Origin of the sequence: Cyanobium sp. Cruz CV13-4-11 (genome assembly GCF_024346055.1) — a bacterium.
Taxonomy (GTDB): Bacteria; Cyanobacteriota; Cyanobacteriia; order PCC-6307; family Cyanobiaceae; genus Cyanobium.
In genome coordinates, this window is record NZ_JAGQCH010000006.1 from 129,075 (window position 1) to 153,972 (window position 24,898).

Here is a 24,898-nt window from a genome sequence, read left to right on the forward strand (position 1 = left end):
GGGTGCGAAGCAGTCTGACCGGCCCTGCGGAGGCCACAGGCCCTTGCCAGCAGAATGGGGGCACCTTTCCGTTGCTCTCCATGGCACGGGCCCTGCGGTTGGCCGCCCTCACCACCGCACTCCTCGGCCTGCCGATCGGCGGCTGCAACCTTGTGGCCCCGCCCCCGCTGGAGCTGGAGATGCTGGTGGGCAGTGCCTTGAAGGGCTTCTGCCAGGAGGCGGCCAAGGCCATCGCCCAGTCGCCGCCACGGCTGGCCGATCGCACCCCGGTGCTGCTGCGCTGCCGGGCGGCCGGCAGTGGGGACGTGGTCAGTGAGATGGAAACCCATGCCCGGGGGGTGCTCCAGGGCGGCCAGTCGGCCGAGGATCCCCGCATCCCCACCCTGGTTTCCGTGGACGGCGAGATCTATCTCGACCTGCTGCGGCACCGGCTGCAGCGCCTGGCGCCCAGCCGGGAGCTGATTCCGCCGCCGGCTGATGCGCCGGCCCTGGCCTCCAGTCCGATGGTGTTCATGACCACCCCGGCCCTGGCCAAGGGCCTCGACCGCCCCGATCCCTTCACCGCCCTGGCCCGCAGCAGCAACCACCGCCAGTTGGATCCGTCCGCCCCCTCCCAGCCGATCCGCTACGTCCACACCGCCCCGACCCGCTCCAATTCGGGCCTGCAGACCCTGGTGGCGATGGTGGCCGAGGTGGCCGGCAAGCGACCCGAAGCGCTCACCCTGGCCGATGTGCAGGCCCACGGCGAGGAGGTGGCGGCGATCGAGCGCCACGTGACCCGCTACGGCAGCTCCACCGATGAACTCGCCCGGGCCATGCAGCGCAACGGGCCCTTCTGGGCCTCGGTGGGTTCGGTCTACGAGTCGTCGGTGGTGGCGGTCAACGCCTCCCGCCGGGCCGATCAGGAACCCCTCAAGGCGGTGTACCCCAGGGCCACCTACGCCAGCACGATGCGGGCGATCCTGCCGGAGGCCCCCTGGGTGTCGCCGAAGGAGAAGCAGGCGGCCCTGCTGATCATCGAGCGCCTCCAGAGCGAGGACCTGCAGCGTCTGGCGGCCGATCAGGGGCTGCGGCCGGCCAACCCGGCGGTGCCGCCCAGCCGCGTCACGGCGGCCTACGGCGCCGATCCCCGGGCCGTTTACGACTCCCTGCGGGCGCCGAAGCCGGAGGTGGTGGAGGCGATCATCGCCCTCTGGCGCAACCAGGCCAAGAAGCCCTCCCGGGTGGCCCTGGTGGTGGACAGCTCCGGTTCGATGAAGGGGGAGAAGCTGCCGGCGGCCCAGCGCAGCCTGCAGGCCTACCTGGCCCAGATCGGTCCGCGGGACACCGTGGGCCTGTTCGATTTCGACAACCGGCTGCGGCCGCCGGTGGTGGTGAGCGGGGGCGGCGCGGGGATGGACCCGGCGGGCCGTTTCATCGCCTCGCTGGAGGCGGAGGGCGGCACCGTCCTTTACGACGCCATCCAGCAGGGGCGCGATTGGCTGCGGTCCACCCGGCGCCCCGGCGAGATCCTGGCGGTGGTGGTGCTCACCGATGGCCAGGACAACGGCTCGCGTCTGTCCCTGGAGGGGCTGGGCAGCGAGCTGCAACGCAGCGGTTTCGCCAGTGATGAGCGCATCGGTGTGTTCACGATGGGCTACGGCAACCAGGGGGATTTCGATCCCGCCGTGCTGCGCCGCATCGCTGAGAGCAACGGCGGCGATTTCACCACCGGCACGGCGGACAGCATCCGGCGCCGCATGGAAGATCTGCAGATGGCTTTCTGATGGCGGCATCGGGCTGGACCAACCCCCTCGACCATCCCCTGGCGGTCGCCGGCGGCGGCCTCTGCCTGCTGCTGCTGGTGCGTGGCGCTGGGGTGGCCCTTCCCCGGGCGCTCCTGCCGGCCGTTGGCCTCAGCGTGGCCGGCGCGGCACTGCTGGCCCGGGGGGGAGCGGCCGGGCGCCGCAGCCGCAGCCAGCGCCTTCATGCGCAGCGGCTCGATGCGGGCCTGGAGGAGGCCCTGGACCGGGCCGGCGGCCTGGCGGTGGCGGCGATGGCGCTGCGGGAGGAGGCCGTGGCCCGTTTCACGGACCCGGGCCATCTGGAGGCCCTGGGCAATGTCCAGCTCTGCTGCGAGCGGCTGCAGCAACTGCCGGAACGGCTGCAGGAACGGCGGCCCCTGCTGGAGTCGGGCGGGGGACGGCGCCTCGACCCCGACGACCTGGCCCGTCGCCTGGCCCGGGAGGAGAAGTCCCTGCAGCGGGAGGCGGAGGGTCCCCTGCGCCAGGAACGGCGTCGGCTGGTGGACCAGCTGCGCCGCAACTTGCATGCGGCGCGCCAGGGGATGGATGAACGGGAGGCCAGGCTGCTGGCCCTGGCCACCCGGCTGGAGGCCATTGATGGCGGCCTGCAGCAGCTGCGCCGCCAGGTCGATCACCAGTGGCCGAGCACCGAAGCCAGCGATGCGGCCATGGCGACGGCGATCGAGCCGCTCGATGAGGCGATCGATCAGATCGAGCGCTCCCTCGACGCCGGCACCGCCTGATCCGCCAGCAGGGGCCCGCCCGCCAGGCGCCGGATCGCCACCACCCCGGGGCGGGGGGCCCGACCGGGGACGCCGGAGGGCCAGTTGGAGCCCAGCGGCACCCAGCGCAGCTGCTCGAAGGGGCGCCCGGAGCGATCCACCAGCCGGTGGGCCTGGGCCTCACGGGCCTCCGCAGAAGGGCGGGTGCCGTTGTCCTCGCCCGGGTGCTGCACCGCCAGGAACAGGGTGGATTCGCCGCCGTCGAAGCAGGGGCCGGCGAGCTCGCACTCCATCGGCCCGATGGCGAAGCAGAAGGCCTCGCCGGCGTGGGGGCCACGGCTGGGCAGCACCCAACAGCTGTTGTTGCCGAACAGATCGAGATCCGCCGATTTCGTCGAGCGGTCGGTCACCATCCAGATGGACCCCTGCCGGTCGATGGCGAGGTTGTCGGGATTGGCAAAGCCCATCCCCCCCTGCCACGGGGCCCCGCCGGTGGCCACCATCCGCCAGCGGAAGGAACCGGCCCGGGCCGGACCGTCGTCGGCCAGGCGCATGATCCAGCCGAAGGGCCAGCTGGGCTGCCCCTTGGGCCCGCGGAAGATGGCCGGGTCGGCCCGGCCGTCGTCGCTGCCGCCCCCGGCGGTGAAGGCGATCAGCAGGTCGCCGTTGAGCGGATCGATCACCGTGTCCTCGGGCCGGGCCGCGGGGGTGGCGCCGATGGCGCAGGCGGCCAGGTGGGCATCGATCAGGATCGCCCCCATCCGCTCCTCCCCCTCGCCGGGGTAGAGGTCGGCCAGGGTGGCGAACCGGCGCCGGTAGGCCGCCACGGCCGCGTCGCTGGCGAAGGCTTCGGCGCCGGGCCTGCGGCGGTCGCTGTGGGGGAGCAGGATCGCCTGCTCCAAGCCGTGGCGGGCGAAGTGGCCTGGGCCGAGCGGCGCCACGGGGGTGGTGGGCTCCAGGGGCAGCCAGCGGCCCCGGCCCTCGCCTCCGTCCGGGCCGGGCGGATCGAAGCGGGCCACCTCGAGCCGGCCGGCGCTGAACAGCTCCGAGTTGGCGGGGTCGGCGGGATCGCGGATCGGCTTGTCGCTGACGAAGCGGTAGAGGTGGCCGCCGTGGCGGTCGCAGCCGGAATAGACCACCAGGGGCTGGCCGGCGACAGCCTTCACGGCCACCGCCTCGTGGCGGAAGCGGCCCAGCCAGCTGTGCTTCACCGCGGCGCGCTCGGGCCGGCGCGGGTCGAGCTCCACCATCCAGCCGTACTTGTTGCCCGCCAGGCCAAAGGGGTTGCCGAGGCCGTCGAGGCGCTGGCCGTCGTAGGCGAAGGGACGGGCGGCGGGGGAGACGGAGGAGCCATCGGCGTGCACCGCCTCCGGCACCTGGCTCTGCATGTTCTCCTCGGCGCTGAGCACCGTGCCCCAGGGGGTTTCGCCGCCGGCGCAGTTGGCGAAGCTGCCGATGATCGCGTCCCCCAGCCCGTCGTCGTAGCCGAGTCGCTCGCGGCGCCGGAACACGGCCGCCGCTGGCCCCGAGCTGCGCAGCCGCTGGGCGGGGTCGCGCCAGCCGCTGAGGCCGGTGATGCGGCGATCGAAGCGGCCGGGCCGCCGCCGCCAGGCTCCGCCGGCCTCCCGCTCCAGTTCGATCACGCCGACGCCCAGGTCGGCCATGCCGGCCGCCGCCAGCTGGCGGATGGTCCCCAGCAACGGGTCGTCCGCCGCCAGGCTGGCGGCGTCGACCCGGCCGCCCAGGGGGGCAAGCGCTGCGATCACGGCGTCGAACGGCAGTTCGCCGCCCACCGCTTCGGCATAGCCCTCGCGCCAGGCCCTGGCGCTGATGTATTCGAAGTTCACCGTCAGGAGGGCCCGATCCGCCGCCAGGGCGAGGAAGGAGAGGTGGTCGTTGTTGAAGCCGAACCGGCCATCGGCCACCGGATCCCCCCAGACCGCCACCACGTCGGCCCGGAAGCCGTCCGGCAGCACCAGCCGGTCCTCCAGTTCGATGCGGGCGTAGGTGCGCCGCTGGCTGTTGGCATCGAGTCCATCGCTGGGCACCGGCAGGGGGGTGGGCACCACCGGGAAGGGGGTTGGCCCCGGCCCGGGCGTCGCCGCCAGAGCCGCCGTCTCGGAGCCCACGGCCGCCGAGGGCAGGGCCGCATGGGCGAAGGAGCAGGCGCCGATGCCGAGCAGGGAGAGCAGATCACGGCGGTTCATCGGCTGGGGTGGCAGGGGGCGCTCTGGCGCGGCACCAGCAGCGCCAGGTGGTTGTCCTGGCTGGCGTTGAAGTTGTCGTCCGACGCCAGCAACAGGCTGCCCCGGCCATCGGCCTGTACAGGCCCCGGGGTCAGGGCCTCCCAGTTGTCGGGCGGCAGGCCGGCTTCGATCAGATCCCACTGGCGGATCGGCTCCAGCACGGCGTCCGGGTCGGACCGGCGATCGGGCAGCGGGTAGTGGGCCAGCAGCGCCTGCCACTGATCGGGGGCCTGGAAGCGCCGCAGTAGGGCCAGCAGGCCCGGCGCTGGCGAGGCAGCGTTCACCACCAGCAGATCGGTCAGCCCCCAGCCAGGGCCGGCGGGAATGGCCAGCCGGGCCAGGGGCCGCGCGACGGCTCCAGAAGGGCCGAGGGTCCAGCCCAGCAGCCGCACCTGGGCCGGGGGATCCTGCAGCAGGGGCGATTCCGAGGCCATCAGCAGCACGTCCGCCTGTCCACTCCGGCGCAGCAGCGCCAGGGATTCCGGGCCCTTGTTGGCCCCCAGCCCCCGCCCTGGCGCCGGCTGCCAGTCGGCGGGCAGGGGATAGGCGCGCTCCAGCTGGCCGCTGGCCCGATCGAAGGCCAGCAGCTGGGCCGGTCGGTCGCTGCTGCGCCGGCCTTCGCTGGCCACCCAGAGCCGCTCGCCGCGCACCACCATCCCTTCCCCATCGATCTCAGCCGGCAACGGCGCTCCGGGGGATCCCTTCAGCTCCAGCCGGAACAGGGGCCGCAGCGGCACCCGGCCCAGCTGCCGCAGCCCACTCCAGGCGCCCACGCTGCCCTGGGGGGCATCGCTGAGCAGCAGCAGCGCATCGGCGTCGTTCTGGTAGCTGGCGGCGGAGAAGCCCCCCGAAGGCTGGCCGTTCGCATCCCTCCGCGGCAGGCGGGCGCGGGCCACCAGCTCCCAGCCCGCCTCGGCCGGGCAGGGCAGCAGGGGAGGTGGAGCGATGGCGACGGGCGGCACAACCATGGCCAGATTCTCCTGTCCGCGTGGGGTGGCGGCAGCATCCGGGGACACGCGCTGGGGGCGGTTAGGGTCGAACCCCGTAGGGGTTGAGCCATGACATCCCCTTCCGGAGTTCTCCCAGCGGCCGGCGGTTCCGTTGAGGACAACGGCAAGCGCCTGGCGGTGCTGATCGATGCCGACAACGCCCGGGCGGCGGTGATCGAGGCGGTGCTGGAGGAAGTGGCCCGCTTCGGGGAGGCGATCGTGCGGCGCATCTACGGCGACTTCACCTCACCGGAGAGTGCCTCCTGGAAGAAGTTGCTCAACAAGTTCTCGATCAAGCCGATGCAGCAGTTCGCCTACACCGTGGGCAAGAATGCCACCGACAGCACGATGATCATCGACGCGATGGATCTGCTGTACACCCGCCGCTTCGACGGCTTCTGCCTGGTGACCAGCGACAGCGATTTCACTGGCCTGGCCGTGCGCCTGCGGGAGGAAGGGCTGCTGGTGTACGGCTTCGGCGAGGAGAAGACCCCGGCGGCTTTCCGCAATGCCTGCCACAAGTTCCTGTTCACCGAAGTGCTGCGGACCGCCTCCCGCCAGGGGGAGGATGCCGCCGCCGCCGAAAGCGCCCGCCGGCCCCGGGAAAGTGATCCCCCCGTCGGCGGCCTTCCCGCCATTCCCGCTGATTTCCTGATGGAAGCCCTCGACCGCTCGGTGGATGAGTCGGGCTGGACCCAGCTGGGCACGTTCGGCAGCTACCTGCAGAAGATCCAGCCCGACTTCGACACCCGGCTCTACGGCTTCCGCAAGCTTTCCGATCTGGTCCGCGGCTGTCCCTCCCTGTTCGTGATGGAGGAACGGGAGGCCCCGAGCGGCAACCGCACGATCGTCTACGTGCGCGCCCGGGAGGACGACTGAGGCCCGTGTCCATGCTCACCGTTCAGCGCCTGGCGGCCTTCAGCGACGGCGACCAGGGCGGCAATCCCGCCGGCGTCGTGATCGCTGAGCAGTTGCCTGAGGCTGCCCAGATGCAGCGGATCGCGGCAGAGGTGGGCGACTCGGAAACGGTCTTTGCCGCCCCCCAGGAGGACGGCTGGCGGGTGCGCTACTTCTCCCCGGCCACCGAGGTGCCCTTCTGCGGCCATGCCACCGTCGCCCTCGGGGCGGCCCTGGCCGAACGCTTCGGGGCTGGGGTGTTCCCCCTGGTGCTCAACAGCGCCGAGATCACGGTGGCGGGCCGGCGGCAGGGGGAGCGCTGGAGCGCCGCCCTGCAGTCGCCCCCCACCCACCAGCGCCCCGTGGGGCCGGAGCTGCTCGCGGCCGGCCTGGCGCTGTTCGGCTACGAACCCAGCGACCTGGATCCCGCCCTGCCACCGGCCATCGTCCATGGCGGTGCCGACCATCTGCTGCTGGCCCTGCGCCGCCGCGAGGACCTGGCGGCCATGCGCTACGCCATGAAGGAGGGGGCCCGGCTGATGGCGGCGGCGGGGCTGCTGACGCTCCTGCTGGTCTGGGCGGAAGGGCCCCGGACGTTCCACAGTCGCAATGCCTTCGCCTCCGGCGGCGTCTACGAGGATCCGGCCACCGGTGCCGCGACGGCGGCGCTGGGCGGCTATCTGCAGGCCCTCGGCTGGCCCCACGGCGGCAGCCTCGTGGTGGTGCAGGGGGAGGACATGGGCTGCCGCTCCCTGCTGAGTGCCGAGATCCCGGCGGCGCTGGGTGGCTCAATCCGGGTGGCGGGTCAGGTGCGCTCCCTGGAGCCTTGACTCAGGAGGCCTTCTCAAGCCGCTTGACGATCCAGCCCATCAACACCAGCGAACCCAGCAGCGTCGCGAGCAGGGCGATCGTCATGGAACCGGATGCATTTTGGTCGCATTATGGCCTCAGGCCCCACCGCCCCTGGCCCGACCCGTGAACCGGAATCCCGAGCTGGTCTTCGTCTACGGCACCCTCAAGCGCGGCCATGGCAACCACCACTGGCTGGCTGGGGCTCCCTTCCTGGGGGAGGCGCTTCTGCCGGACGTGGTGCTCCATGACCTGGGCCCCTTCCCGATGGCCGTGCCCGGCGAGGGGTCGGTGCGGGGCGAGGTGTATGGCGTGGATGCCGCCGGCCTGGCCCGGCTGGATCGGCTGGAGGGCTATCCCCGCCTCTACGACCGCCAGCCCCTGCCCCTGGCCGATGGCCGCCGCGCCTGGGTGTATCTGGGACGGCCGCATCAGGTCCGCCATGTGTCCGCCATTGCCGATGGCTGCTGGCTGGGTCCGGCGCCGGGGGCTGCGGTGCGCCGCAGTCAGATGGCCCCGGCCGTGCTGCTGGTCCTGGGCGGGGCTGCCCTGCTGGCCGCCGCTTTTCCCGCCCTGGCCCTCGACACCCTCGCCACCTGCAACGCCTGGCGCGGCAGCCATGGCAGCGCTCGCGTGCCGCTGGGCAACAGCCTCGGCGGCGCCCACTACCTCACCAAGAAGCAGCGGCTGCAGGAGAGCCCTGCCGATGCCCCCGTCGCGCTCTACAGCGACAGTGACCTGCAGCGGGTCTGCGGGCGTTAGCCCGCCGCCACCAGCCAGCGCCCGCCCGCCCCAAGCCCCAGCGCCAGCCAGCCCAGGGCCAGCCAACCCCAGCGCAGGGGCTGCAGCAGTCGCCGCAGCAGCACCACCGAACCCGCCACACCCACCGCCAGCACCAGCGTCTGGCAGAAGGCGATCACGTGGCCGTCGGCACTCCATCCGGGCAAGCGGGCGGCCAGCTGGGGCCACCAGGGGCTGGCGCTGACCGGCAGCACCAGCCCCCCCTCCGCCATGCCCAGGGGCAGGTGGTCAGCCAGCATCAGGGCCCACAACAGCGGCAACAGCGCATAGAGGGAAAGCCGCAGCCGCGAGGCGGCCACCTCCGGACGCCGCCCCCAGCCGCGCAGATGGCGGACCAGCAGGAAGGCCCCCGCCGGCAGGGCCAGGGCCAGGACCGCGAAGGCCAGCCGCGGCAGCAACGGGCCCGCCACCAGGCTCTCCGGCGCCAGTGAGACGCCCCCCAGAAGTCGCTGCCAATGGTGCAGACAAACTCCACCGGCCAGCACCAGGATCAGGCCCGCCTCGCCGGCGGGCGGGTCCATGTCGCGCTGCAGATCCGCGGCCGGTGGCCGCAGCCGCAGCTGCACCGAGCGATGGGGACAGGCCTGGGCGCAGGTGAGGCAGAGCACGCAGTTGCGGTTGTCCTCCAGGTGGGCTGGATGGGTGCCCAGGGGACAGCCGGCCGTGGGCAGGCCTTCGCCTTCGGCCGGCCCCCCCTTGAAGCAGGCGTAGGAGGTGCAGCTGCCGCTGCAGATCCCCGCCTGGGCCCGCAATTCACTGATCGCCAGCTTGGCGAACAGGGCGTTCATGCCCCCCACCGGACAGAGATGGCGGCACCAGAAGCGCTTCTCGAAACGCAGCGAGCCGACCACGGCACCAAGGGTGATCAACAGCAACAGGCAGCTGCTCAGCCAGGCCGAGTTCTCCAGGTTCCACACCGCCTCCCAGAGCAGGATCGCCGCGAAGCCGGCCGCCAGGATCGGCGCCGCCCAGGCATCGCTGTCGCCCCTTGGCCAGCGGGCGGGCTGCCAGCCCAGGGCCCGGGCGAGCCGCTGGCTGATCTCCCCCCAGACCATGAAGGGGCAGAACGAGCACCACAACCGGCCCACGACCGGGTACGTCAGCAGGATCAGTGGCCACCACCAGGCCCAGAACATGTTCAGGGCCCCGTTGTGCTGACGGTCCTGGGGACCGAACCAGAGCCAGAGGTTCACCAGCACGAAGACCCAGCTCACCAGGCCGAACAACAGGCCGTTCCAGAGCAGCGGTGACCGCATCACGTCCCGCAGCTGGGGTTTCCAGCGCCAGAGGTCGAAGCGGGCGCGCTGGGAGCGGCGCCCTGTCCAGAACACTTCGTCGGGCAGGACGGCCGGTCGGCCGTCGGCGCACTGGCGCAAGGCCCGCTCGATCACCAGGGAGAGTTCCCGGATGTTGCCGGGGAAGTCGTAGGTCTGGAGTCGCTTGACCAGTCCCTCACTCACCGCGGGTGGCGTCGCCCAGCCCAGGCTGCGCGCCTTCTGGCGCACCCCGTAGCGCAACCATTCGCCCAGATCCTGGCGCCGCACCCGCAGGGGCGGCACCCGGATGTGGCGGCAGCAGGCATCGAAATCGGGCGCCGTGGTTTCGGCGGTGAGGAACACCCGCCCCGGGAACGGGTGTTCATGGCCGTCGTCGGGCGAGACCCAGCGACCGCTGCGGGCCAGCTGCAGCAGGGCCGGCCGCAGCTGGGGATCGGCCTTGTCGATCTGATCGAGCAACAGGCCGCCGGCGCCGAGGCAGTCGAGCAGGGTGAGGCCATCGGCTCCGGCCGCGAACAGTTCCGCCCCGTCGGGGCGCAGCAGGGCACAGTTGACCTGCACCACCAGCTGCTTGCGGGCCGCAGATCCGAAGTGGATCAGGGCGGCGATGTTGTCCTTCTCCAGTCCCGGTTCACCGCTGATCAGCACGGGGCCGCCAGAGCCATCGGCGGCGGCATCGCGGATCGCTTCCCGCAGCTTCTGGGCGTAGCGGCTGCTGCCGACGACCCCCCGCCGGACCCGGCCCAGCAGGTAGGGCGCCAGCCGCAGCAGAGCGGCCCTGGCGCTCTCGGCCGCATCCGGCGGGGTGGACGTCATCAGCGCGGGACCTGCTGAGCGGATTCTGGGCGGAGAGAATGGCGACGTTCCGCTTCTCCCTGCGATCGCGCCATGTCCGTCATCCTCCACGGCGCCCCGAAGCCGCCGGCGTGAATCCTCCTGCCGCCGTTGAATTCCCCTGGCGGGGCCACCACCTGGAGCTGCTGGCGGAGAAGGCCGCCTGGGATCCGCAGCAGGGGTTGCTGCTGCTGGCCGACCTGCACCTGGGCAAGGCGGAATCGTTCCAGTGCCAGGGCATCCCGCTGCCCAGCGATGGCGATGCGGCCACCCTCAATGCCCTGCTGGCGGTGGCCCACCGGCTCCAGCCCCGGCTGGTGGTGGTGCTCGGCGACCTGATCCACAGCCGCCTGGGCCTCACCGAGGAGCTGCGCCAGAAGCTGGCGGCCCTGCCCTCCCTGCTGGGCTGTCCCCTGCGGCTGATCGGCGGCAACCACGAACGGGGCAGCTGGCTGGAGGACCTGGTCCAGGAGCCCTCCCAGCCCATGGGCCCCCTGTGGCTGAGCCATGCCCCGGAGCCCATGGGCGGCCGGTTGAATGTCTGCGGCCACCGCCATCCGGTGGCTCTGGTGGGCCGTGGCGCCGACCGGCTGCGGTTGCCGTGCTTCGCCTACGACCAGACCCTGAACCAGCTGGTGCTGCCGTCGTTCGGCGTTTTGACGGGAGGCCACCCCTGCCCCCGGGGTGAGGCCCTCTGGCTGGTGGCCGATGGTGCCGTCATCCCCTGGAACCCTTCTCCCAAGCTCCGGAGTGCCCAGAGGGGGGCCGCCTGATCTGGAACGTTCAGCCCTCGGCCGCCAGAGCCCGCACAATGTCGCCGCGGGTGAGCACCCCTACCAGGGCCTCCTGGTCGTCGAGCACGAACAGCCTCTGGGTGCCCCGGTCGTGCAGCAGGCGGGCCGCCTGGGGAAGGCTGGTGGTGGCGGTGCAGCTGTGGGGTTTGGAGCCCATCACGTCCCCGACCGAGCTGCCCAGTACCTGGTGCACCTGCTTGTCCCAGTCGAGCGGGTTGCGCAGATAGATGACGGCATCGAGCAGCATCACGTAGGGGCCGGCATCGAAACCGCTCTCACGCACCATCAGGTCCTGCTCGCTGAGTTCCCCCACCAGCGCTCCGAGCTCATCGAGCACCGGCAGGCCGCTGACGTGGTGGTCGCTCATCAGCTGCACGGCCTCCTGGAGGGGCGTGGTGGTCATGACACTCAGCACGGGGCTGGTCATCACTTCGGCCACGCTGCGCTCGACGACCATGCGGATCTCCTCGGTGATGGCATTCTGCTGGTGAACGGGACCCCTCCCCTGCGACGCCTCGCCGACCTGCTGACGCTTGCCCGGGCCGTGCTGGGGTTGCCCCTGCTGCTGGCCCTGGCCGGCGGCCGGCCTGGCCTGGCCTGGTTGCTGCTGCTGCTGGGCGGCCTGAGCGACTGGGCCGACGGGGCCCTGGCCCGCCGGGCCGGCGGTGGCTCGGTGTGGGGGGCCAGGCTTGATCCCCTCACCGACAAGATCCTGATCAGCGCCCCGCTGCTGTGGCTGGCCCACACCGGCGGCCTGCCCCTGTGGGCGGTGTGGCTGCTGCTGGCCCGGGAGCTGCTGATCTCCGGCTGGCGGGCCGGCCAGGGCAGCGGCGGCCCCGCCTCCCTGGGGGGCAAGGCCAAGACGATCCTGCAGTTCCTCTCCCTGCTGCTTCTGCTCTGGCCGCCCGCCTGGGGCCTGGGCCAGGGGGCGGGACTGGTGGCCGCTCTGCAGGCCGCCGGCTGGTGGCTGTTCTGGCCCTCGCTGCTGCTGGCGCTCAGCTCCGCCCTGGGGTACCTGCGGGCAGGTCAGCGGGGCTGACCTGCAGGCCCTGTCGCTGTTCGTACACCGTCGAGACGAGCAGGAGCTGGTTGACCATCGTGTTGATCTGAACCCAGGGTCGTTCGAGTTCCACACGTACAAACTCAACGTCGCTGGCCGTCAGGTTGGCCTCGGAACGAAGCTCGCCGATCAAGCTGTTCCGCTCCACTCTCAATCCAAAGGAGATGCGAAATGGGTGGGGATTGTGGAGTCGCAGATCCTTGTATCCCCACACCACCGTGGCGTCGGCGCCCAGGGGTGTGAAGCGCTGATCCTCCTCGTAGATGTCCAGGCTGTGGGGATGGCGTTCCAGCACGGTCAATCCACCCAGCAGGGCCAGGTGATACACCATCGAAGACAGCTGGCAGAGCCCTCCGCCGCTGAGGGCAACGAGCTTGCCGTTGACGATGTTCCGTCCCGGCAGAAATCCGTTGGCGGCATGGGGACGGCCGACACGGTGCCAGAAGGACCAGGCCTTTTCGGCACCGATCAGGCCGCAATCCAGCAGGGCGGCGCCGCGGCGGATATTGGCCCGTTTGTTCTCGAAGAAGTCACTGGGCATGATCGGCTGGATGAGGCCGATCGATGACCGTTGGCCCAGCTCACCCACTGCCAGCTCACCCACTGCCAGGTCGCCCATGGATCGGTCGAACCTCATCCCGTTGCGGCAATCGTTCCAGAGCCGCCACCAGTGGCGGATCTCCTGACGCATTTCCAGGGGCAAAATTCGTCGCATGACGACAGTCTGTCCTCGGGCCATGGCGTTGTACCTGCGGCGATCAGGGCCCTGATCCTTCAGCCCAGCAGGGCTTCGTCGCCGCTGAAGTCGGGTGTGGTGGGCATCCGCAGGGCGTAGTCGTTGGTGTAGCTAGCGGCCAGGGTGGCCTCCAGGTCGAAGGCGGGCTCCCAGGCCAGCTCCCGCCGCACCCGGTGGGTGTCGGTGAGGAAATGGGCCAGGCGCAGGGGGAAGGCCTTGCGGGCCTTTTTGTCGAGGCCGGCGGGATCGAAGCTGCGGATCTCCACCGCCTCCGGGTCGGTGCCACAGGCCCGGGCGGCGGCGGCCACCAGGCCCCGGAAGCTGATGCCCTGGCAGCCGGTGCAGTTGTAGATCCGATTGGTGGCGGCCTCCACCTCAATGCAGCGGGCCATGGCGGCGGCCAGGTCGGCCACGTGGCCCAGCTGGGTGATGGTGCTGCCGTCGCCGGGCAGGGGCACCGGCCGGCCGTGCACGATCCGATCGAAGAACCAGCTCTCCACCGGGTTGTAGTTGCCCGGACCGACGATGTAGGTGGGCCGGAAGCTGGTGAAGGGGATGCCCTCCTGGCGCAGCCAGGCTTCCGTTTCCAGCTTGCCGGCGTGGCGGCTCTGGGGATCGGTGGGCGACTCCTCATCGAGTGGCCAGAGCTCGCTGTCGGCGTAGACCCCGGCCGAACTCACGTACACGAGCCGATGGGCAGGGGGGCCGGTGCGCGTGATCACCTGGCGGGTGTCCTCCAGGGTGCGGCCGGAGCTGTCGACGATCACATCGAAGGGGCGATCCTGCAGGACCTCCAGGCCCTCGGCGCTGCTGCGGTCTCCCTGCAGATGCTCCACCCCCGCCGGCACCGGCTGGCGCCCACGGGTGAACAGGCTGAGCGCGTGGCCCGCCGCCAGGAGCCTTTTCACCAGGGGCCGGCCCACGAAACGGGTGCCGCCCATCACCAGGATCCTCATCGCCATGCCGCGTCGGTGAGCGCCATTCAAGCGGCCGGGCCGGATCAGGGGCCGCAGGGGAGGGGTTGGCCCAGGCGCTCGAAGGGCAGGGGCAGCAGCTCCAGCAGCACCGTTCCGGGTGGCCCGCTGGTCCCTTCGGCCACCGCCAGCGGCACCGGCCGATAGGTGCGGCCATCGAAACGCAGCTCCTTCAGCCCGTCGGGGGCGCCATGCAGGCTGGCGGGCAGGGTGAGATCCAGCCAGCCGCGGTGGCGATTGCTGATCACCGTCAGGGGCGACTGGAACAGGCCGTTCTCCGCCACCAGTTCCAGCACGCCGTCGACGTCCCGGAAGATCAGCAGGCTGCAGCCGCCGCTGGCACAGGCGAAGGAGCCGACCACCACCGCCACGGTCTCCAGCTTGCCGTCGCCGTCGAGATCAACCCGGTTGTGGAGATAGCGCAGGGGCCCCACGTCGGCGCAGACCGGCCGGGTGGCCGTGGCACGGGCCTGCTCCCATTCGGTCTGGTCGGGATCGCCGGCCGCCGCGGCGGGGGAGGCCAGCGGGCCGGCGAACAGGCGGGCCCGCAGGGCCGCCTCCAGCCGGGCATCGGGGCGGTTGATCGGTGGAATCACCGAACCGGGTGGCGCCAGGGGGGGCGGCCTGTCGCGCGGATCGGGCCCATCGGGCCCCAGCAGGGGCCGCGGCGGGGGCGCCGGCGCCGTCAGCGGTGGGGGCGCCAGGGGCTGGGCCAGGACAGGGCTGCAGCAGCCGATCAGCAGCAGAACAGCAAGCGGCCGCAGCGGCGACATCGGGGAGAGACGGAGGCCTGGCGAGTGCCGTCGCCCGCGGATGGGGGCAAGTTACGTCGTTTCCGGCGCCGGATCAGCTCCGGTCGCGCTGAGCTGCTCCAGGTGAGCCGCGATGCGATCGGCCAGGGCCAGGCAGTGGTCCATTTCCTCCCAGAGCAGTTCCCGTCGCTGGGACGTGACCGCATAGGAGCGGTGATGCAGATCGCGGCCCTGGTAGCGGAGCGCATCCCTGAGGCGGCGCCAGTCGTCCGGTGCGAGCGCGGGAGGGGAGAGCGTCATCGGGTCAGGGCCCATGGGCAGCGTCATGGCACAGGATGGATCCCAGAGCGGCCCTGTCCCCTGGTCATGCAAGTCATTCCCGCCATCGATCTGCTCGACGGGCATTGCGTTCGTCTGCATCAGGGCGATTACGACCGTGTCACCCGCTTCAGTGACGACCCCGTGGCCCAGGCTCTGGAATGGCAGCGTCAGGGGGCCCCGCGGCTGCACCTGGTGGATCTCGATGGGGCCAGGAGCGGAACCCCCTGCAACGACGGTGCCGTTCAGGCGATCACCGCAGCCCTGGCGATTCCGGTGCAGCTCGGGGGAGGCGTGCGCTCGGCGGAACGGGCCGAGCAGCTGCTGGGCTGGGGTGTGGATCGGGTGATCCTGGGCACGGTGGCCATTGAGAACCCGGAGCTGGTGCGCCGCCTGGCCGGCCGCCATCCCGGCCGGGTCGTGGTGGGGATCGATGCCAAGGAGGGCATGGTGGCCACCCGTGGCTGGATCGAGCAGAGCACGGTGGAGGCCACCGCCCTGGCCGCCAGCCTCGAGGGCACGGGGGTGGCGGCGATCATCAGCACCGACATCGCCACCGACGGCACCCTGGAGGGCCCCAACCTGGCGGCCCTGCGGGCCATGGCCCAGGCTTCCTCCCTGCCGGTGATCGCGTCAGGGGGTGTGGGTTGTCTCACCGACCTGCTCAGCCTGCTGAGTCTGGAACCCCACGGTGTGACGGGCGTGATCGTGGGACGGGCGCTGTACGACGGCCGGGTGAATCTGGCGGAGGCCCTGCAGGCCATCGGGGAGCAACGGCTGCAGGATCCCTTGCAGCTGCCGATCGCCTGAAGCACGCCGCCGGCGGCAGGGTGGCCCGTGCCGGTGTTGGTGCAACTGCCCTATAACAGAACCATCGTTTATGGCGGCAGCGGTTGCATCCCACCACGACCACCCCCTCTTCCGCAGGCGGCACCAGCCGCGCCGAGGTCGGTGGTCGTGTACCGCTGACCCCAACCCCAAGCCAGGTGGAAGAGGTGTACCAGCGCTGCCGGGAACTGGGCATGCGGCTGAGCCGCCAGCGGCGCATGGTGCTCGATCTGTTGTGGGCCGAGAAAAGCCATCTTTCCGCTCGGGACATCTTCGAGAAGCTCAACGATCAGGGGCGCCACATCGGCCACACCTCCGTTTATCAGAATCTTGAGGCCCTGCAATCGGCCGGAGTGATCGAATGCCTCGAGCGGGCCAACGGCCGGCTCTACGGCTATCGCGCCGACCCCCACAGCCATCTCACCTGCACCCAATCGGGCGAGATCCTTGACCTCGATGTGCAGCTTCCCGCCAACCTCCTGCAGCAGATCGAATCGCAAACCGGCTTCGCGATCGAGTCGTACACCCTGCACCTGTCCGGCCATCCCCGGCCAGCACTGGAGAAAAGTGGCCGGCTTGGTTAAGGTCGGCCCATCCCTTCCCTGACCACGTGCCTCGACGTCCAGCACAGCCCCTCCCCCAGCTGCTGCTGTTCGCCGAACCCCTGCAGCGGGCGGGCCTGACCAGCTGGCTTGAGCCCCCCGCCAGCGGCAGTGGAGCCACCGGCTGGAGCGGTTGTCGGGTGGTGGACGCTGACGCGTTGCAGGGCTCGCCCCAGCTCATCGTCTGGTGCCTCGGCGTCCTGCCTGAACCCCAGGCGCTCGATGCCGAGAGTCGCCGTCTTCTGGAACGCTGGCATCCGGCGCCGCTGTTGCTGCTGCTGCCGGATCACCATCCCTACGCCAGTGATTTTCTGCTGCAGCTGCCGGCCCAGGGCCTGATTGAGCAGGCCGACGCCGCGAGCCTGCGGGAGGCCGTCAGCACGGTGCTGGCCGGCGGCCGGGTGCTGGCCATCGGCGCCGCCCACCAGGCCTCGGCTGCCGCCTCCGCCGTTCCCATCGGCCTGGGCCAATGGTTGCTGCTGAGTGGACTGCAGCAGATCGATGCCGAGCTGCGCCTCTGTCTGCGGCTGCTCGATCCACCGCCGGTCCAGCTGCTCCCTTTGCTGCTGCTGGAGGGCCGGGTGCGGGAGCTGCGGCTGGCCCGGCGCCTGCTGCTGTGGCTCTGGGGCCCGGTCAGCCTGGCCTGGGGCGAGCCCATGGGGCCTGGGCCCGTCGCGGCCTCCCCAGCCGAAAGCCCCGTCTCCAGCACGGGTCATGGGGTGGCGATCACCCTGCGGCAACGCACCGCCGAGGGCCTCTGGGAGGCCCTGCGGGAGCGGCTGGGGCAGGCCGCCGCCGCCGGACCCAGCAACAACAGCGGCCAGCTGCTGGCCCTGGATGGTCTGCATGCCTCCCGCCGCAGCGATCTGCTGCTGGGGCTGCTGGAGCAATTCGACCGGCTGCGCCAGCGCCTGCTGCAGGACGATCCCCGCGGCGAGCAGCTGGAGCGGCTCTGGAAGGAGCTCCAGCCGGAGCTGCGCCAGCAGGCCCTGCGCCACATGGCCGGCTCCTACGTGCAGCTGCCCATGGATGGCAAGCTCTGCCCGGTGGCGGAGACCCTCCTGCACCGCAGTGCGTTTGCTGACGACGACCAGGAGCTGCCCGACCCGGTGGCCATGCTCACGTCCCTGCTGCAGGCCCGTCCGCTGCTGGTGGACGGCCACCTGCTGGCCCCGGATGAACCCCAGGCCGTCCTCTATCTGGAGCTGCTGCTCAGCAACTGGCTGGTGCGCAGCGCCGAGCTGATCAGTGCCGAGGTGCTGGCGGCCTGCGCCGAATGGCCTGAACTGCGCCGCTACCTGCTGCGTCCCGAGCTGCTGGCCACCCGCAACCTGGAGCGACTGCGTAACCAGCTCAATGCCCAGCAGCGCTGGACCAGCTGGTTCGACCGTCCGATTCACCTTTACGAGAGCCGGCGTCCCCTGTTCCGCCTCGGGGCCGGAGCCATTGATTGCGTCGATCTCACCGAGCCCCGCGACGCCGAACTGCGCCAGCTCGGCTGGGTGCAGCAGGCGGTCACCTTGGCCCTGGAGGCCCGTGATGCTCTGGCCCCCCAGCTGCAGAGCCTGCTGAAACGCCTGGGGGATCTGCTGGTGGTGCTGCTGACCCAGGTGCTCGGCAAGGCGATCGGCCTGGTGGGTCGCGGCATCGTCCAGGGGATGGGGCGGGGCCTCAACCGCGGCTGAGGTGGCCGGTGTGCAGGGCACAATGTGCCGAGATGCCCGCCACCCCTTGCCCCGTTTGCTGTCCCGGCCCCTCGCCGGCCTCTGGGCCCTGCTGCTGATCGTGGCGATGGGCCTGCTCTGGGCCCCTGGCCCGGCGGCGGCCAGCCTCGAGAACGATCGCTACGACGGCAACATCTTCGCCCTCTACGCCGGCAACGGCTCCCTGGTTCCGCCCCGAAGCAGCCTGGCCCAGTCCCTGGCAGAGCATCGGGTGGCCGTGCTCGTCTACTACCTCGACGACAGCAGCGTCAGCAAACAGTTCTCGCCGGTGGTGTCGGAGCTGCAGCGGGTCTGGGGCAATGCCGTCGACCTGATCCCCCTGGTCACCGATCCGCTCCAGAACCGGCCCGATGGCGGTGTCAGCGATCCGGCCCATTACTGGGATGGCCTGATCCCCCAGGTGGTGGTGATCGACGGCGGCGGCAGGGTGGTCTTCGATCGGCACGGTCAGGTGAGCGTCGATGCCATCAACACCGCCGTGAGCGAGGCCACCGGCATTCCGATGGCCCCCGGCTCGGGCAACAGTGCCACCTTGAGCTTCAACGAACTCAACAGCGAAGTGGTGGCGTCCCGCTGATGCCGGCCACCCGCACCGAAACCGACAGCCTCGGCCCGGTGGAGGTGCCGGCCGACCACTACTGGGGTGCCCAGACCCAGCGATCGCTGCGCAACTTCCCCTTCGGGGCGCTGATGCCGATCACGGTGGTGCACGCCTTCGGCCAGCTCAAGGCTGCCTGCGCCGAGGTGAATGCCGCCAGGGGCGTGCTTCCGGCGGAGCTGGCGGCCCTGATCGTGGCGGCGGCCGAGGAGGTGAGCGGCGGCCGGCTCGATGGCGAGTTCCCGCTGCGGGTCTGGCAGACAGGATCGGGCACCCAGACCAACATGAACGTCAACGAGGTGATCGCTAACCGGGCCATCGCCGCCACCGGCGGCGTGCTGGGCAGCAAGCTGCCGGTCCACCCGAACGACCACGTCAACCTGAGCCAGTCGAGCAACGACACCTTCCCGACCGCCATGCACATGGCGGCGGCGATCGCGCTGCACCAGCGGTTGATCCCCAGCCTGGAAGCCCTGATCGCCGCCCTGCGGGTCAAGGCAGGGGCCTACGCCGGCCTGATCAAGATCGGGCGCACCCATCTGCAGGATGCCGTGCCCCTCAGCCTGGGCCAGGAGTTCGGCGGCTATGCCTCCCAGCTGGACCTGGGGTTGGCCAGCCTGCGGGCCACCCTGCCCCAGGTGCTGCAGCTGGCCATCGGCGGCACGGCGGTGGGCACCGGGCTGAATGCACCGGCCGGCTTCGGCGAAGCGGTCGCCACCCGGCTGGCCGAGCGCCTCGGCCTGCCCTTCACCAGCGCCCCCGACAAGTTCCAGGCCCTGGCGGGCCAGGAGGGGCTGGCGGCGGCCCATGGGGCCCTGACGGTGCTGGCGGGCAGCCTGATGAAGATCGCCAACGACATCCGCTGGCTGGCCAGCGGCCCCCGCTGTGGCCTGGGGGAACTGGTGCTGCCGGAGAACGAGCCGGGCTCCAGCATCATGCCCGGCAAGGTGAATCCCACCCAGTGCGAGAGCCTCACGATGGTGGCCGTTCAGGTGATGGGCAACAACACCGCCGTCCAGATGGCGGCCAGTCAGGGGAACTTCGAGCTGAATGTGTTCAAGCCCCTGATCGCCCACAACCTCCTCGAGAGCATCGACCTGCTGGCGGGGAGTTGCGGCACCTTCCGGGAACTCTGCATCGAAGGACTGCGGGCGGATGTGGAGCACATCGAAGCCCAGCGCGACCGCAGCCTGATGCTGGTGACCGCCCTGACGCCGGCGATCGGCTACGACCGGGCCTGCGCCATCGCCCGGCACGCCCACCAGCACCGGCTCAGCCTGCGGGAAGCGGCCCTGGTCCTGGGAGAGATCAGCGGCGAGGAGTTCGATCGCTGGGTGAAGCCCGAGCAGATGGTCTGAGGGGGCCAGGCTTGATGTCCCCTGGATCAACCGTCGCGTCATGGCCACGGCCAAAGCCTCCAGCATTGTCTTGGAAATGATTGCTTTCGGCGAACATTGTGCTTTGGCTCACAAGTCCGGACGGCACGTCATGGTCTATCAACCTTCCGGCGGAGAGACACCGTTCTGCAACGGTGCAACAACGCGGCAGTTCGGCAGCCCCCGCTGGTCGGGGGACGCCACAGGTGTGCTCTCTCCGGGATTGTCGGCTGGTGACACACACACCGTCAGGCCAGGTTGCGTGTCGCCGTCACTGGGGGCATCACCGGCACCTTCCTGAACTGAGGGGCCCCTGCCGCAGCAGCGGTGCCCAGTGGATCCAGGGAAACAATCTCAGAGCAGGTTGGCCGCCAGTTCCGCCAGCTCGGAGCGTTCCCCCCGCATCAGGGTGATGTGGCCGGAGAGCAGCTGGCCCTTGAAGCGTTCCACCAGCCAGGTGAGCCCATTGCTCTCGGCATCCACGTAGGGATTATCGATCTGGTAAGGGTCGCCGGTGAGCACGATCTTGGTGCCTTCTCCCACCCGGGTGACGATTGTCTTGACTTCGTGGGGGGTGAGGTTCTGGGCCTCGTCTACCACCATGAACTGGCGGGGGATCGAGCGGCCGCGGATGTAGCTGATCGCCTCCACTTCCAGCAGGCCCATGCCCTTGAGGTCGCTCCAGTTGCTGCGAGGCGGCCGGTGGCTGCCCCGGGCCGCCTGGGCGTCCTCGCCACCGAGCAGGAAGTCGAGGTTGTCGACGATCGGTTGCATCCAGGGGGCCATCTTCTCCTCGAGATCCCCGGGCAGGAAGCCCATCTCCTTGCCCAGGGAGATCACCGGGCGGGTCACGAGTAGCCGTTCGTAGAGGTGCTCGTCGGCCACCTGGTGCAGACCCGCCGCCAGGGCGAGCAGGGTCTTGCCGGTGCCGGCCTTGCCCACCAGGGTCACCAGGGCCACCGCCGGATCGAGCAGCAGATCGAGGGCGAAGGCCTGCTCCCGGTTGCGGGGCTGGATGCGTCCCATCTTGGCTTTGGCTGACTTCTGCAGCGGTTGCAGGGTTCCTGTGCGGCCGTTGTAGCGGGCCAGCAGGGTGTGGGCCGGCTGGGCCAGGTCGACGAGGGTCACGCCCTCGTTGGCCTGCAGCGGCGAAACGGGGACCGGCTGGGAGGGGATCGCGTCCACCGCCAGTCCTTCGCCAGCCTTGACCTGGTCCATCAGCTCGGCGCCCATCCAGCGCTCGCAGAAGCCGGGGTACAGGTCCGCCATGTCCACCTTGTCGGTGGTGTAGTCCTGGGCGATCAGGCCCACCGCATCGGCCTTGATGCGCAGGTTGGTGTCCTTGGTGACGAGCACCACCGGCGCCTGGCCGCCCACCACCTCCTGCAGCCGTTGTTCCAGCGCCACCGCCAGGATGTTGTTGTCGCCGTTGCCCGCCTTCAATTCCGGAGGCAGCTGGCGCAGGGTTTCGCTGCGACAGAACACCACCTTCAAGGTGCCGCCCTGGTGGCCATCGAGGGGCACGCCTTCGGCCAGGTTGCCCTTCTGCCGCAGCTGGTCGAGCAGGCGGGACACCTGACGGGCGTTGCGGCCCTTTTCGGAGGGGTCCCGCTTGAAGCGGTCGATCTCCTCGACCACCTCGATCGGCACCACCACCTGGTTGTCCTCGAAGCGGTTCAGGGCCTGGGGGTCATGCAGCAGCACATTGGTGTCGAGCACGAAGGTCTTGCGCATGCCAGGGCCTTGCCGGTTCCATGGGGCCGAAACTAGGGCCGCGGGTGCATCTACGCTCCGCCCGGACATTCCCTGACGTATCGGCTTGCCGTTTCCCGTTTCCTTTCTGCTGGTTCTGCTGCTGCTCCTCGGTCTGGGGATGGTGGTTCTCGAACTGCGCCACCGCCTGCGGCCCGCCTCCCCGCTGCAGTTGCGGCCCGGTGCCTTCCAGGTGCGACGCCGGGCCCAGGGCCTGGAGATCACCGGCGAGATCCGTATCCGCAACCCCCACCCCCACATGGAGGTGATGGTGCCGGAGATCACGCTGGTGCCCACCGTGCTGGGCCGCAGTGACGCGAGCCAGGTGCGCCATGAGCTGCGCATCACACCGCTGCACCCGGACGAGGAAGCCCGCCCTGATGGTTACTGGGCCGCCTACATCGTGAAGGGGCGCAAGTCCACCGCCGCCCACATCCGTCTGAACCTCACCGGTCCCGCCGGAGTGGATCTCGAAAGCGTGCTCGACACCCTCTGGATGGACATCCACTGGGTGAACTACGGACCCTTCGGTCGGCTGCAGCGGCGCCAGGGGATCCTGATGCCCCTGCAGAAGCCGGAACCGGGTGATCCGGCCGCCCCCGGCTGGCGCGAGGGCGAGGGCTGCCGCGTGCTGCCGGTGCGCACCCATCTGCTGGGGGTGCTCGACGATTCCCTCGAGGTGCTGCGGCGCTACACCGATGGCCTGCTGCAGCCCGGCGACGTGCTCACCATCGGTGAGACCCCCCTGGCGGTGATCCAGGGGCGGTACCACCATCCGTCGACGGTGGAGCCCTCCTTCCTGGCCCGCCTGCTGTGCCGGGCGTTCCACCCCACCAGCTCCCTGGCCACCGCCTGCGGGCTGCAGAGCCTGATCGATGTGTCGGGCCCGGCCCGGGTGCTGGGGGCTTGGCTGGTGGGCACCGCCCTCAAGCTGGTGGGCAGCAAGGGCTGGTTTTATCGGCTGGCCGGAGAGCAGGCCCGCCTGATCGACGACATCACCGGCACCACGCCTCCCTACGACCAGACCATCGTGCTGGGGCCGGACCAGCCGGAGGCCTGGTGCGAGCGGATGGCGGCAGCCCTGGGTGTGGCCGTGGCGGTGGTGGATGTGAACGACCTGGGGCGGGTGAAGGTGCTGGCCGCCAGCGGCGGCACCGACGAGGCCCTGCTGATGCGGGCCCTGCGTCCCAATCCCGCCGGCAATGCCAACGAGCGCACGCCCCTCGTGCTGGTGCGCCCCGCCTAGAATGGTTAGGACGGTACGGAGTTCTTCGCCATCGTCCCGTTTCGCGTTCCCGCGCCACACCCCATTCCTTGGTCGTCTGCCGTGCCAGTGCCTGCCGTGCCAGTGCCTGCCCAGGGCAGACCCTCCCCCAGCTGGACGGTGGAGGCGCTCCAGGGCTGGCACCTGCCCCTGCTGGATGACCCCGCCTTCCTGCCGCTGCAGCCCCTGCTGCAGCGCTCGCTGCTGCTGGCGCTGCCAGAGCAGCTGCTGACGGCGGTGACCAGCCGCCGCCCCGTGGCCGCCCAGGTGCTGGTGGCCCTGCAGCGCCAGGGGCTCACCCGCCAGCAGGCCCTGGGACTGATCGTTTCCCGCCGGCTCAATCGCAGCGGCACCTGCTGGCAGGTGCAGCACCTGCGCCTGGCCCTGGCCGCCACGGAAGCCACCTCCCCGGACGCCTCCGCCCCCAGCCGGGCGGCCCTGGCCGGTGATCTGCTGCGCCAGGCCATCGGCCGGGTGAAGGGAGCCGCCAGCTGGATCGCCACCGCCTCCAGCCTGGATACCTCCCGACTGGCCACCCTGCGGGAACAGGGGTTCCAGCCCCAGCGCACCGATCGCCTCTGGCGCTGGCAGCCAGGGGCGGATCGCCCTGATCCGCCCCTGCCGGCCGATCTGCAGCTGCGCCAGCTCAACCGCCGCACGGCCCCGCTGCTGTGGCACCTGGAGCAGGCCACCTGCCCGGCCCACCTGCGCCAGCTGCAGGACCGCCGCATCGAAGACCTGCTCGACCAGAGCCGCAGCCACGGCTGGCTGCTGGTGGATGCGGTGCGCAATGAGGCGGTGGCTGGCGTGCGCTGGCTCGATGAGCACCCCGGCGGCGGCCAGGCGGTGGAGTTGAGCATCCATCCTGGCTGGGCCCACCTGCTCGGGACGGCGGCGGAACCTTTGCTGCACCGCCTCGCCAAGGGGGGAACCAGCCTCTGGCTGCGTTGCGAGGTGAGCGACGGCGAGCGCCAGGGCTGGCTGCAGGCCCTGGGGGCCGAGGCCCACGGTGAGGAGGTGCTGATGGCCCGCAGTGTCTGGCGACGGCAGGAGGGCCAGCCGGCCAAGCGGGCGGCGCGGCGCCTCGAAGCGGTGCTCGAGCAGTTGCAGCCCCGGCGGCGGCCCATGCCCACCCCCAGCGGCCCCCTCGGCAGCCTGCCCACCGCGCCCCTGGTCCTGCGCTGAATGGCCCCTCCCCGGCCACGATCGGTGCTGGCCATCGATGTGGGGCGACGCCGCATCGGCCTGGCCGGCTGCGATCCGCTGGGGGTCACGGTGACACCACTGCCGGCCCTGGCGCGGGGGGAGTTCCAGGCCGACCTGCAGCGGCTGCTGGCCCTCGTGCGCCAGCGACGGGTGCAGGCGCTGGTGGTGGGGCTGCCCCTCGATGCCGGCCAGCGGCCCACCCCGCAGGGGATCCATTGCCGCCGCTTTGGCCTGAGGCTGGCCCGGGCCCTGCAGTCCCTCGGCCAGCCCCTGCCCCTGGCCTGGGTGGATGAGCACGCCAGCAGCTGGGCGGCAGGCGAACGCTTCGCTCTGCACGGCGACCGCAGCGGGCGGCTCGACAGCGCGGCGGCGGTGCTGCTGCTGGAGCAGTGGCAGCGGGAGGGACCCGAACCGCTGGACCTGACGGCGTTCAGCGACGATCCGGTCGCCCCGGCGGCCATCGCCGTGGGCACTCGGGCCGGTGTTGATTCATTCTGAGTGCACCCGCTTTCCCT

24 protein-coding genes are annotated in these 24,898 nt (G+C 70.9%); 15 read left to right on the top strand and 9 right to left on the bottom strand.

Annotation, left to right across the window (positions count from 1 at the left end; translation table 11 throughout):
- The first annotated feature begins 80 nt into the window (after positions 1-80).
- Both KBZ12_RS06705 and KBZ12_RS06710 read left to right on the top strand, forming a co-directional pair.
- Positions 81-1,766, top strand: coding sequence for a VWA domain-containing protein (locus KBZ12_RS06705; RefSeq protein WP_254957131.1), 1,686 nt, complete (start codon positions 81-83; stop codon positions 1,764-1,766).
- On the top strand, positions 1,766-2,527 hold the full coding sequence (locus KBZ12_RS06710) for a hypothetical protein (protein ID WP_254957132.1): 762 nt from the start codon (positions 1,766-1,768) through the stop codon (positions 2,525-2,527). The genes KBZ12_RS06705 and KBZ12_RS06710 overlap by 1 nt, the downstream gene beginning before the upstream one ends.
- Here the strand turns inward: KBZ12_RS06710 and KBZ12_RS06715 are convergent.
- Together KBZ12_RS06715 and KBZ12_RS06720 are read right to left on the bottom strand one after the other, a co-directional pair.
- Positions 2,491-4,713, bottom strand: a complete 2,223-nt coding sequence (locus KBZ12_RS06715) for a PhoX family phosphatase (RefSeq protein WP_254957133.1) — start codon at positions 4,711-4,713, stop codon at positions 2,491-2,493. The two genes, KBZ12_RS06710 and KBZ12_RS06715, sit on opposite strands and share 37 nt — an antisense overlap.
- On the bottom strand, positions 4,710-5,720 hold the full coding sequence (locus tag KBZ12_RS06720) for an esterase-like activity of phytase family protein (RefSeq protein ID WP_254957134.1): 1,011 nt from the start codon (positions 5,718-5,720) through the stop codon (positions 4,710-4,712). The genes KBZ12_RS06715 and KBZ12_RS06720 overlap by 4 nt, the downstream gene beginning before the upstream one ends.
- Before the next feature lie 90 nt (positions 5,721-5,810).
- Between KBZ12_RS06720 and KBZ12_RS06725 the strand changes: the two genes are divergently transcribed.
- The 3 genes from KBZ12_RS06725 (at position 5,811) to KBZ12_RS06735 (ending at position 8,249) form a co-directional block, all read left to right on the top strand.
- Positions 5,811-6,620, top strand: coding sequence for an NYN domain-containing protein (locus KBZ12_RS06725; RefSeq protein ID WP_254957135.1), 810 nt, complete (start codon positions 5,811-5,813; stop codon positions 6,618-6,620).
- A gap of 11 nt (positions 6,621-6,631) precedes the next feature.
- Positions 6,632-7,468, top strand: a complete 837-nt coding sequence (locus KBZ12_RS06730) for a PhzF family phenazine biosynthesis protein (protein WP_254957136.1) — start codon at positions 6,632-6,634, stop codon at positions 7,466-7,468.
- A gap of 145 nt (positions 7,469-7,613) precedes the next feature.
- Positions 7,614-8,249, top strand: a complete 636-nt coding sequence (locus KBZ12_RS06735) for a gamma-glutamylcyclotransferase family protein (protein ID WP_254957137.1) — start codon at positions 7,614-7,616, stop codon at positions 8,247-8,249.
- Here the strand turns inward: KBZ12_RS06735 and KBZ12_RS06740 are convergent.
- A complete protein-coding gene (locus KBZ12_RS06740) occupies positions 8,246-10,381 on the bottom strand; it encodes a 4Fe-4S binding protein (RefSeq protein WP_254957138.1) in 2,136 nt (711 codons plus the stop codon). The genes KBZ12_RS06735 and KBZ12_RS06740 overlap by 4 nt on opposite strands.
- Positions 10,382-10,491: 110 nt before the next feature.
- Between KBZ12_RS06740 and pdeM the strand changes: the two genes are divergently transcribed.
- Positions 10,492-11,172, top strand: a complete 681-nt coding sequence (gene pdeM, locus KBZ12_RS06745; RefSeq protein WP_254957139.1) for a ligase-associated DNA damage response endonuclease PdeM — start codon at positions 10,492-10,494, stop codon at positions 11,170-11,172.
- Between the two features lie 10 nt (positions 11,173-11,182).
- Here the strand turns inward: pdeM and KBZ12_RS06750 are convergent, their stop codons facing one another.
- Positions 11,183-11,650, bottom strand: a complete 468-nt coding sequence (locus KBZ12_RS06750) for a CBS domain-containing protein (RefSeq protein ID WP_254957140.1) — start codon at positions 11,648-11,650, stop codon at positions 11,183-11,185.
- Between the two features lie 30 nt (positions 11,651-11,680).
- Here KBZ12_RS06750 and KBZ12_RS06755 point away from each other — a divergent pair, with 30 nt between their 5' ends.
- Entirely contained in the window at positions 11,681-12,232 is a 552-nt protein-coding gene (locus KBZ12_RS06755; protein WP_254957141.1) for a CDP-alcohol phosphatidyltransferase family protein, read from the top strand.
- Here KBZ12_RS06755 and KBZ12_RS06760 read toward each other — a convergent pair.
- Genes KBZ12_RS06760 through KBZ12_RS06775 form a run of 4 tightly spaced genes read right to left on the bottom strand, consistent with a single transcriptional unit; the run spans position 12,189 to position 15,015 of the window.
- On the bottom strand, positions 12,189-12,968 hold the full coding sequence (locus KBZ12_RS06760) for a VanW family protein (protein ID WP_254957142.1): 780 nt from the start codon (positions 12,966-12,968) through the stop codon (positions 12,189-12,191). The two genes, KBZ12_RS06755 and KBZ12_RS06760, sit on opposite strands and share 44 nt — an antisense overlap.
- Positions 12,969-13,027: 59 nt before the next feature.
- On the bottom strand, positions 13,028-13,945 hold the full coding sequence (locus tag KBZ12_RS06765) for an NAD-dependent epimerase/dehydratase family protein (RefSeq protein WP_254957172.1): 918 nt from the start codon (positions 13,943-13,945) through the stop codon (positions 13,028-13,030).
- Positions 13,946-13,989: 44 nt separating this feature from the next.
- Complete coding sequence (locus tag KBZ12_RS06770) at positions 13,990-14,736, bottom strand: hypothetical protein (RefSeq protein WP_254957143.1); 747 nt, start codon at positions 14,734-14,736, stop codon at positions 13,990-13,992.
- A gap of 51 nt (positions 14,737-14,787) precedes the next feature.
- Positions 14,788-15,015, bottom strand: coding sequence for a DUF899 domain-containing protein (locus KBZ12_RS06775; RefSeq protein WP_254957144.1), 228 nt, complete (start codon positions 15,013-15,015; stop codon positions 14,788-14,790).
- A 66-nt stretch (positions 15,016-15,081) separates the two neighbouring features.
- On the opposite strand from KBZ12_RS06775, the gene hisA reads away from it, so the two are divergent.
- The 5 genes from hisA to fumC all read left to right on the top strand — a co-directional run bounded on the left by hisA (position 15,082) and on the right by fumC (position 20,143).
- The gene (hisA, locus tag KBZ12_RS06780) at positions 15,082-15,843 is read left to right on the top strand and encodes a 1-(5-phosphoribosyl)-5-[(5-phosphoribosylamino)methylideneamino]imidazole-4-carboxamide isomerase (protein ID WP_254957145.1); all 762 of its coding nucleotides are present in this window, start codon (positions 15,082-15,084) and stop codon (positions 15,841-15,843) included.
- 212 nt (positions 15,844-16,055) lie between these two features.
- The gene (locus KBZ12_RS06785) at positions 16,056-16,445 is read left to right on the top strand and encodes a Fur family transcriptional regulator (RefSeq protein ID WP_254957173.1); all 390 of its coding nucleotides are present in this window, start codon (positions 16,056-16,058) and stop codon (positions 16,443-16,445) included.
- 26 nt (positions 16,446-16,471) lie between these two features.
- Entirely contained in the window at positions 16,472-18,148 is a 1,677-nt protein-coding gene (locus KBZ12_RS06790) for a DUF3685 domain-containing protein (protein WP_254957146.1), read from the top strand.
- A gap of 22 nt (positions 18,149-18,170) precedes the next feature.
- On the top strand, positions 18,171-18,764 hold the full coding sequence (locus KBZ12_RS06795) for a thylakoid membrane photosystem I accumulation factor (protein WP_254957147.1): 594 nt from the start codon (positions 18,171-18,173) through the stop codon (positions 18,762-18,764).
- The gene (fumC, locus tag KBZ12_RS06800) at positions 18,761-20,143 is read left to right on the top strand and encodes a class II fumarate hydratase (protein WP_254957174.1); all 1,383 of its coding nucleotides are present in this window, start codon (positions 18,761-18,763) and stop codon (positions 20,141-20,143) included. The genes KBZ12_RS06795 and fumC overlap by 4 nt, the downstream gene beginning before the upstream one ends.
- A gap of 372 nt (positions 20,144-20,515) precedes the next feature.
- Here the strand turns inward: fumC and KBZ12_RS06805 are convergent, their stop codons facing one another.
- Positions 20,516-21,895: a PhoH family protein gene (locus KBZ12_RS06805; RefSeq protein ID WP_254957148.1), complete on the bottom strand. Its 1,380-nt coding sequence runs from the start codon at positions 21,893-21,895 to the stop codon at positions 20,516-20,518.
- Between the two features lie 85 nt (positions 21,896-21,980).
- On the opposite strand from KBZ12_RS06805, the gene KBZ12_RS06810 reads away from it, so the two are divergent.
- The 3 genes from KBZ12_RS06810 to ruvX all read left to right on the top strand — a co-directional run bounded on the left by KBZ12_RS06810 (position 21,981) and on the right by ruvX (position 24,881).
- A complete protein-coding gene (locus tag KBZ12_RS06810) occupies positions 21,981-23,159 on the top strand; it encodes a F420-0:Gamma-glutamyl ligase (RefSeq protein WP_396100769.1) in 1,179 nt (392 codons plus the stop codon).
- 96 nt (positions 23,160-23,255) lie between these two features.
- Positions 23,256-24,362 (top strand): hypothetical protein, encoded by a 1,107-nt coding sequence (locus tag KBZ12_RS06815; RefSeq protein WP_254957149.1) that lies wholly within the window; start codon positions 23,256-23,258, stop codon positions 24,360-24,362.
- Entirely contained in the window at positions 24,363-24,881 is a 519-nt protein-coding gene (gene ruvX / locus KBZ12_RS06820; RefSeq protein ID WP_254957150.1) for a Holliday junction resolvase RuvX, read from the top strand.
- Positions 24,882-24,898 lie beyond the last annotated feature (17 nt).

Coding starts and splice junctions, on each gene's coding strand:
- KBZ12_RS06730 (WP_254957136.1), top strand. CDS start 6,632: ATGCTCACCGTTCAGCGCCTGGCGGCCTTCAGCGACGGCGACCAGGGC.
- KBZ12_RS06705 (WP_254957131.1), top strand. CDS start 81: ATGGCACGGGCCCTGCGGTTGGCCGCCCTCACCACCGCACTCCTCGGC.
- KBZ12_RS06775 (WP_254957144.1), bottom strand. CDS start 15,015: ATGACGCTCTCCCCTCCCGCGCTCGCACCGGACGACTGGCGCCGCCTC.
- KBZ12_RS06805 (WP_254957148.1), bottom strand. CDS start 21,895: ATGCGCAAGACCTTCGTGCTCGACACCAATGTGCTGCTGCATGACCCC.
- KBZ12_RS06740 (WP_254957138.1), bottom strand. CDS start 10,381: ATGACGTCCACCCCGCCGGATGCGGCCGAGAGCGCCAGGGCCGCTCTG.
- KBZ12_RS06795 (WP_254957147.1), top strand. CDS start 18,171: ATGTGCCGAGATGCCCGCCACCCCTTGCCCCGTTTGCTGTCCCGGCCC.
- KBZ12_RS06710 (WP_254957132.1), top strand. CDS start 1,766: ATGGCGGCATCGGGCTGGACCAACCCCCTCGACCATCCCCTGGCGGTC.
- KBZ12_RS06750 (WP_254957140.1), bottom strand. CDS start 11,650: ATGGTCGTCGAGCGCAGCGTGGCCGAAGTGATGACCAGCCCCGTGCTG.
- KBZ12_RS06770 (WP_254957143.1), bottom strand. CDS start 14,736: ATGTCGCCGCTGCGGCCGCTTGCTGTTCTGCTGCTGATCGGCTGCTGC.
- KBZ12_RS06785 (WP_254957173.1), top strand. CDS start 16,056: ATGCGGCTGAGCCGCCAGCGGCGCATGGTGCTCGATCTGTTGTGGGCC.
- ruvX (WP_254957150.1), top strand. CDS start 24,363: ATGGCCCCTCCCCGGCCACGATCGGTGCTGGCCATCGATGTGGGGCGA.
- KBZ12_RS06760 (WP_254957142.1), bottom strand. CDS start 12,968: ATGCGACGAATTTTGCCCCTGGAAATGCGTCAGGAGATCCGCCACTGG.
- hisA (WP_254957145.1), top strand. CDS start 15,082: ATGCAAGTCATTCCCGCCATCGATCTGCTCGACGGGCATTGCGTTCGT.
- KBZ12_RS06720 (WP_254957134.1), bottom strand. CDS start 5,720: ATGGTTGTGCCGCCCGTCGCCATCGCTCCACCTCCCCTGCTGCCCTGC.
- KBZ12_RS06765 (WP_254957172.1), bottom strand. CDS start 13,945: ATGAGGATCCTGGTGATGGGCGGCACCCGTTTCGTGGGCCGGCCCCTG.
- KBZ12_RS06725 (WP_254957135.1), top strand. CDS start 5,811: ATGACATCCCCTTCCGGAGTTCTCCCAGCGGCCGGCGGTTCCGTTGAG.
- KBZ12_RS06715 (WP_254957133.1), bottom strand. CDS start 4,713: ATGAACCGCCGTGATCTGCTCTCCCTGCTCGGCATCGGCGCCTGCTCC.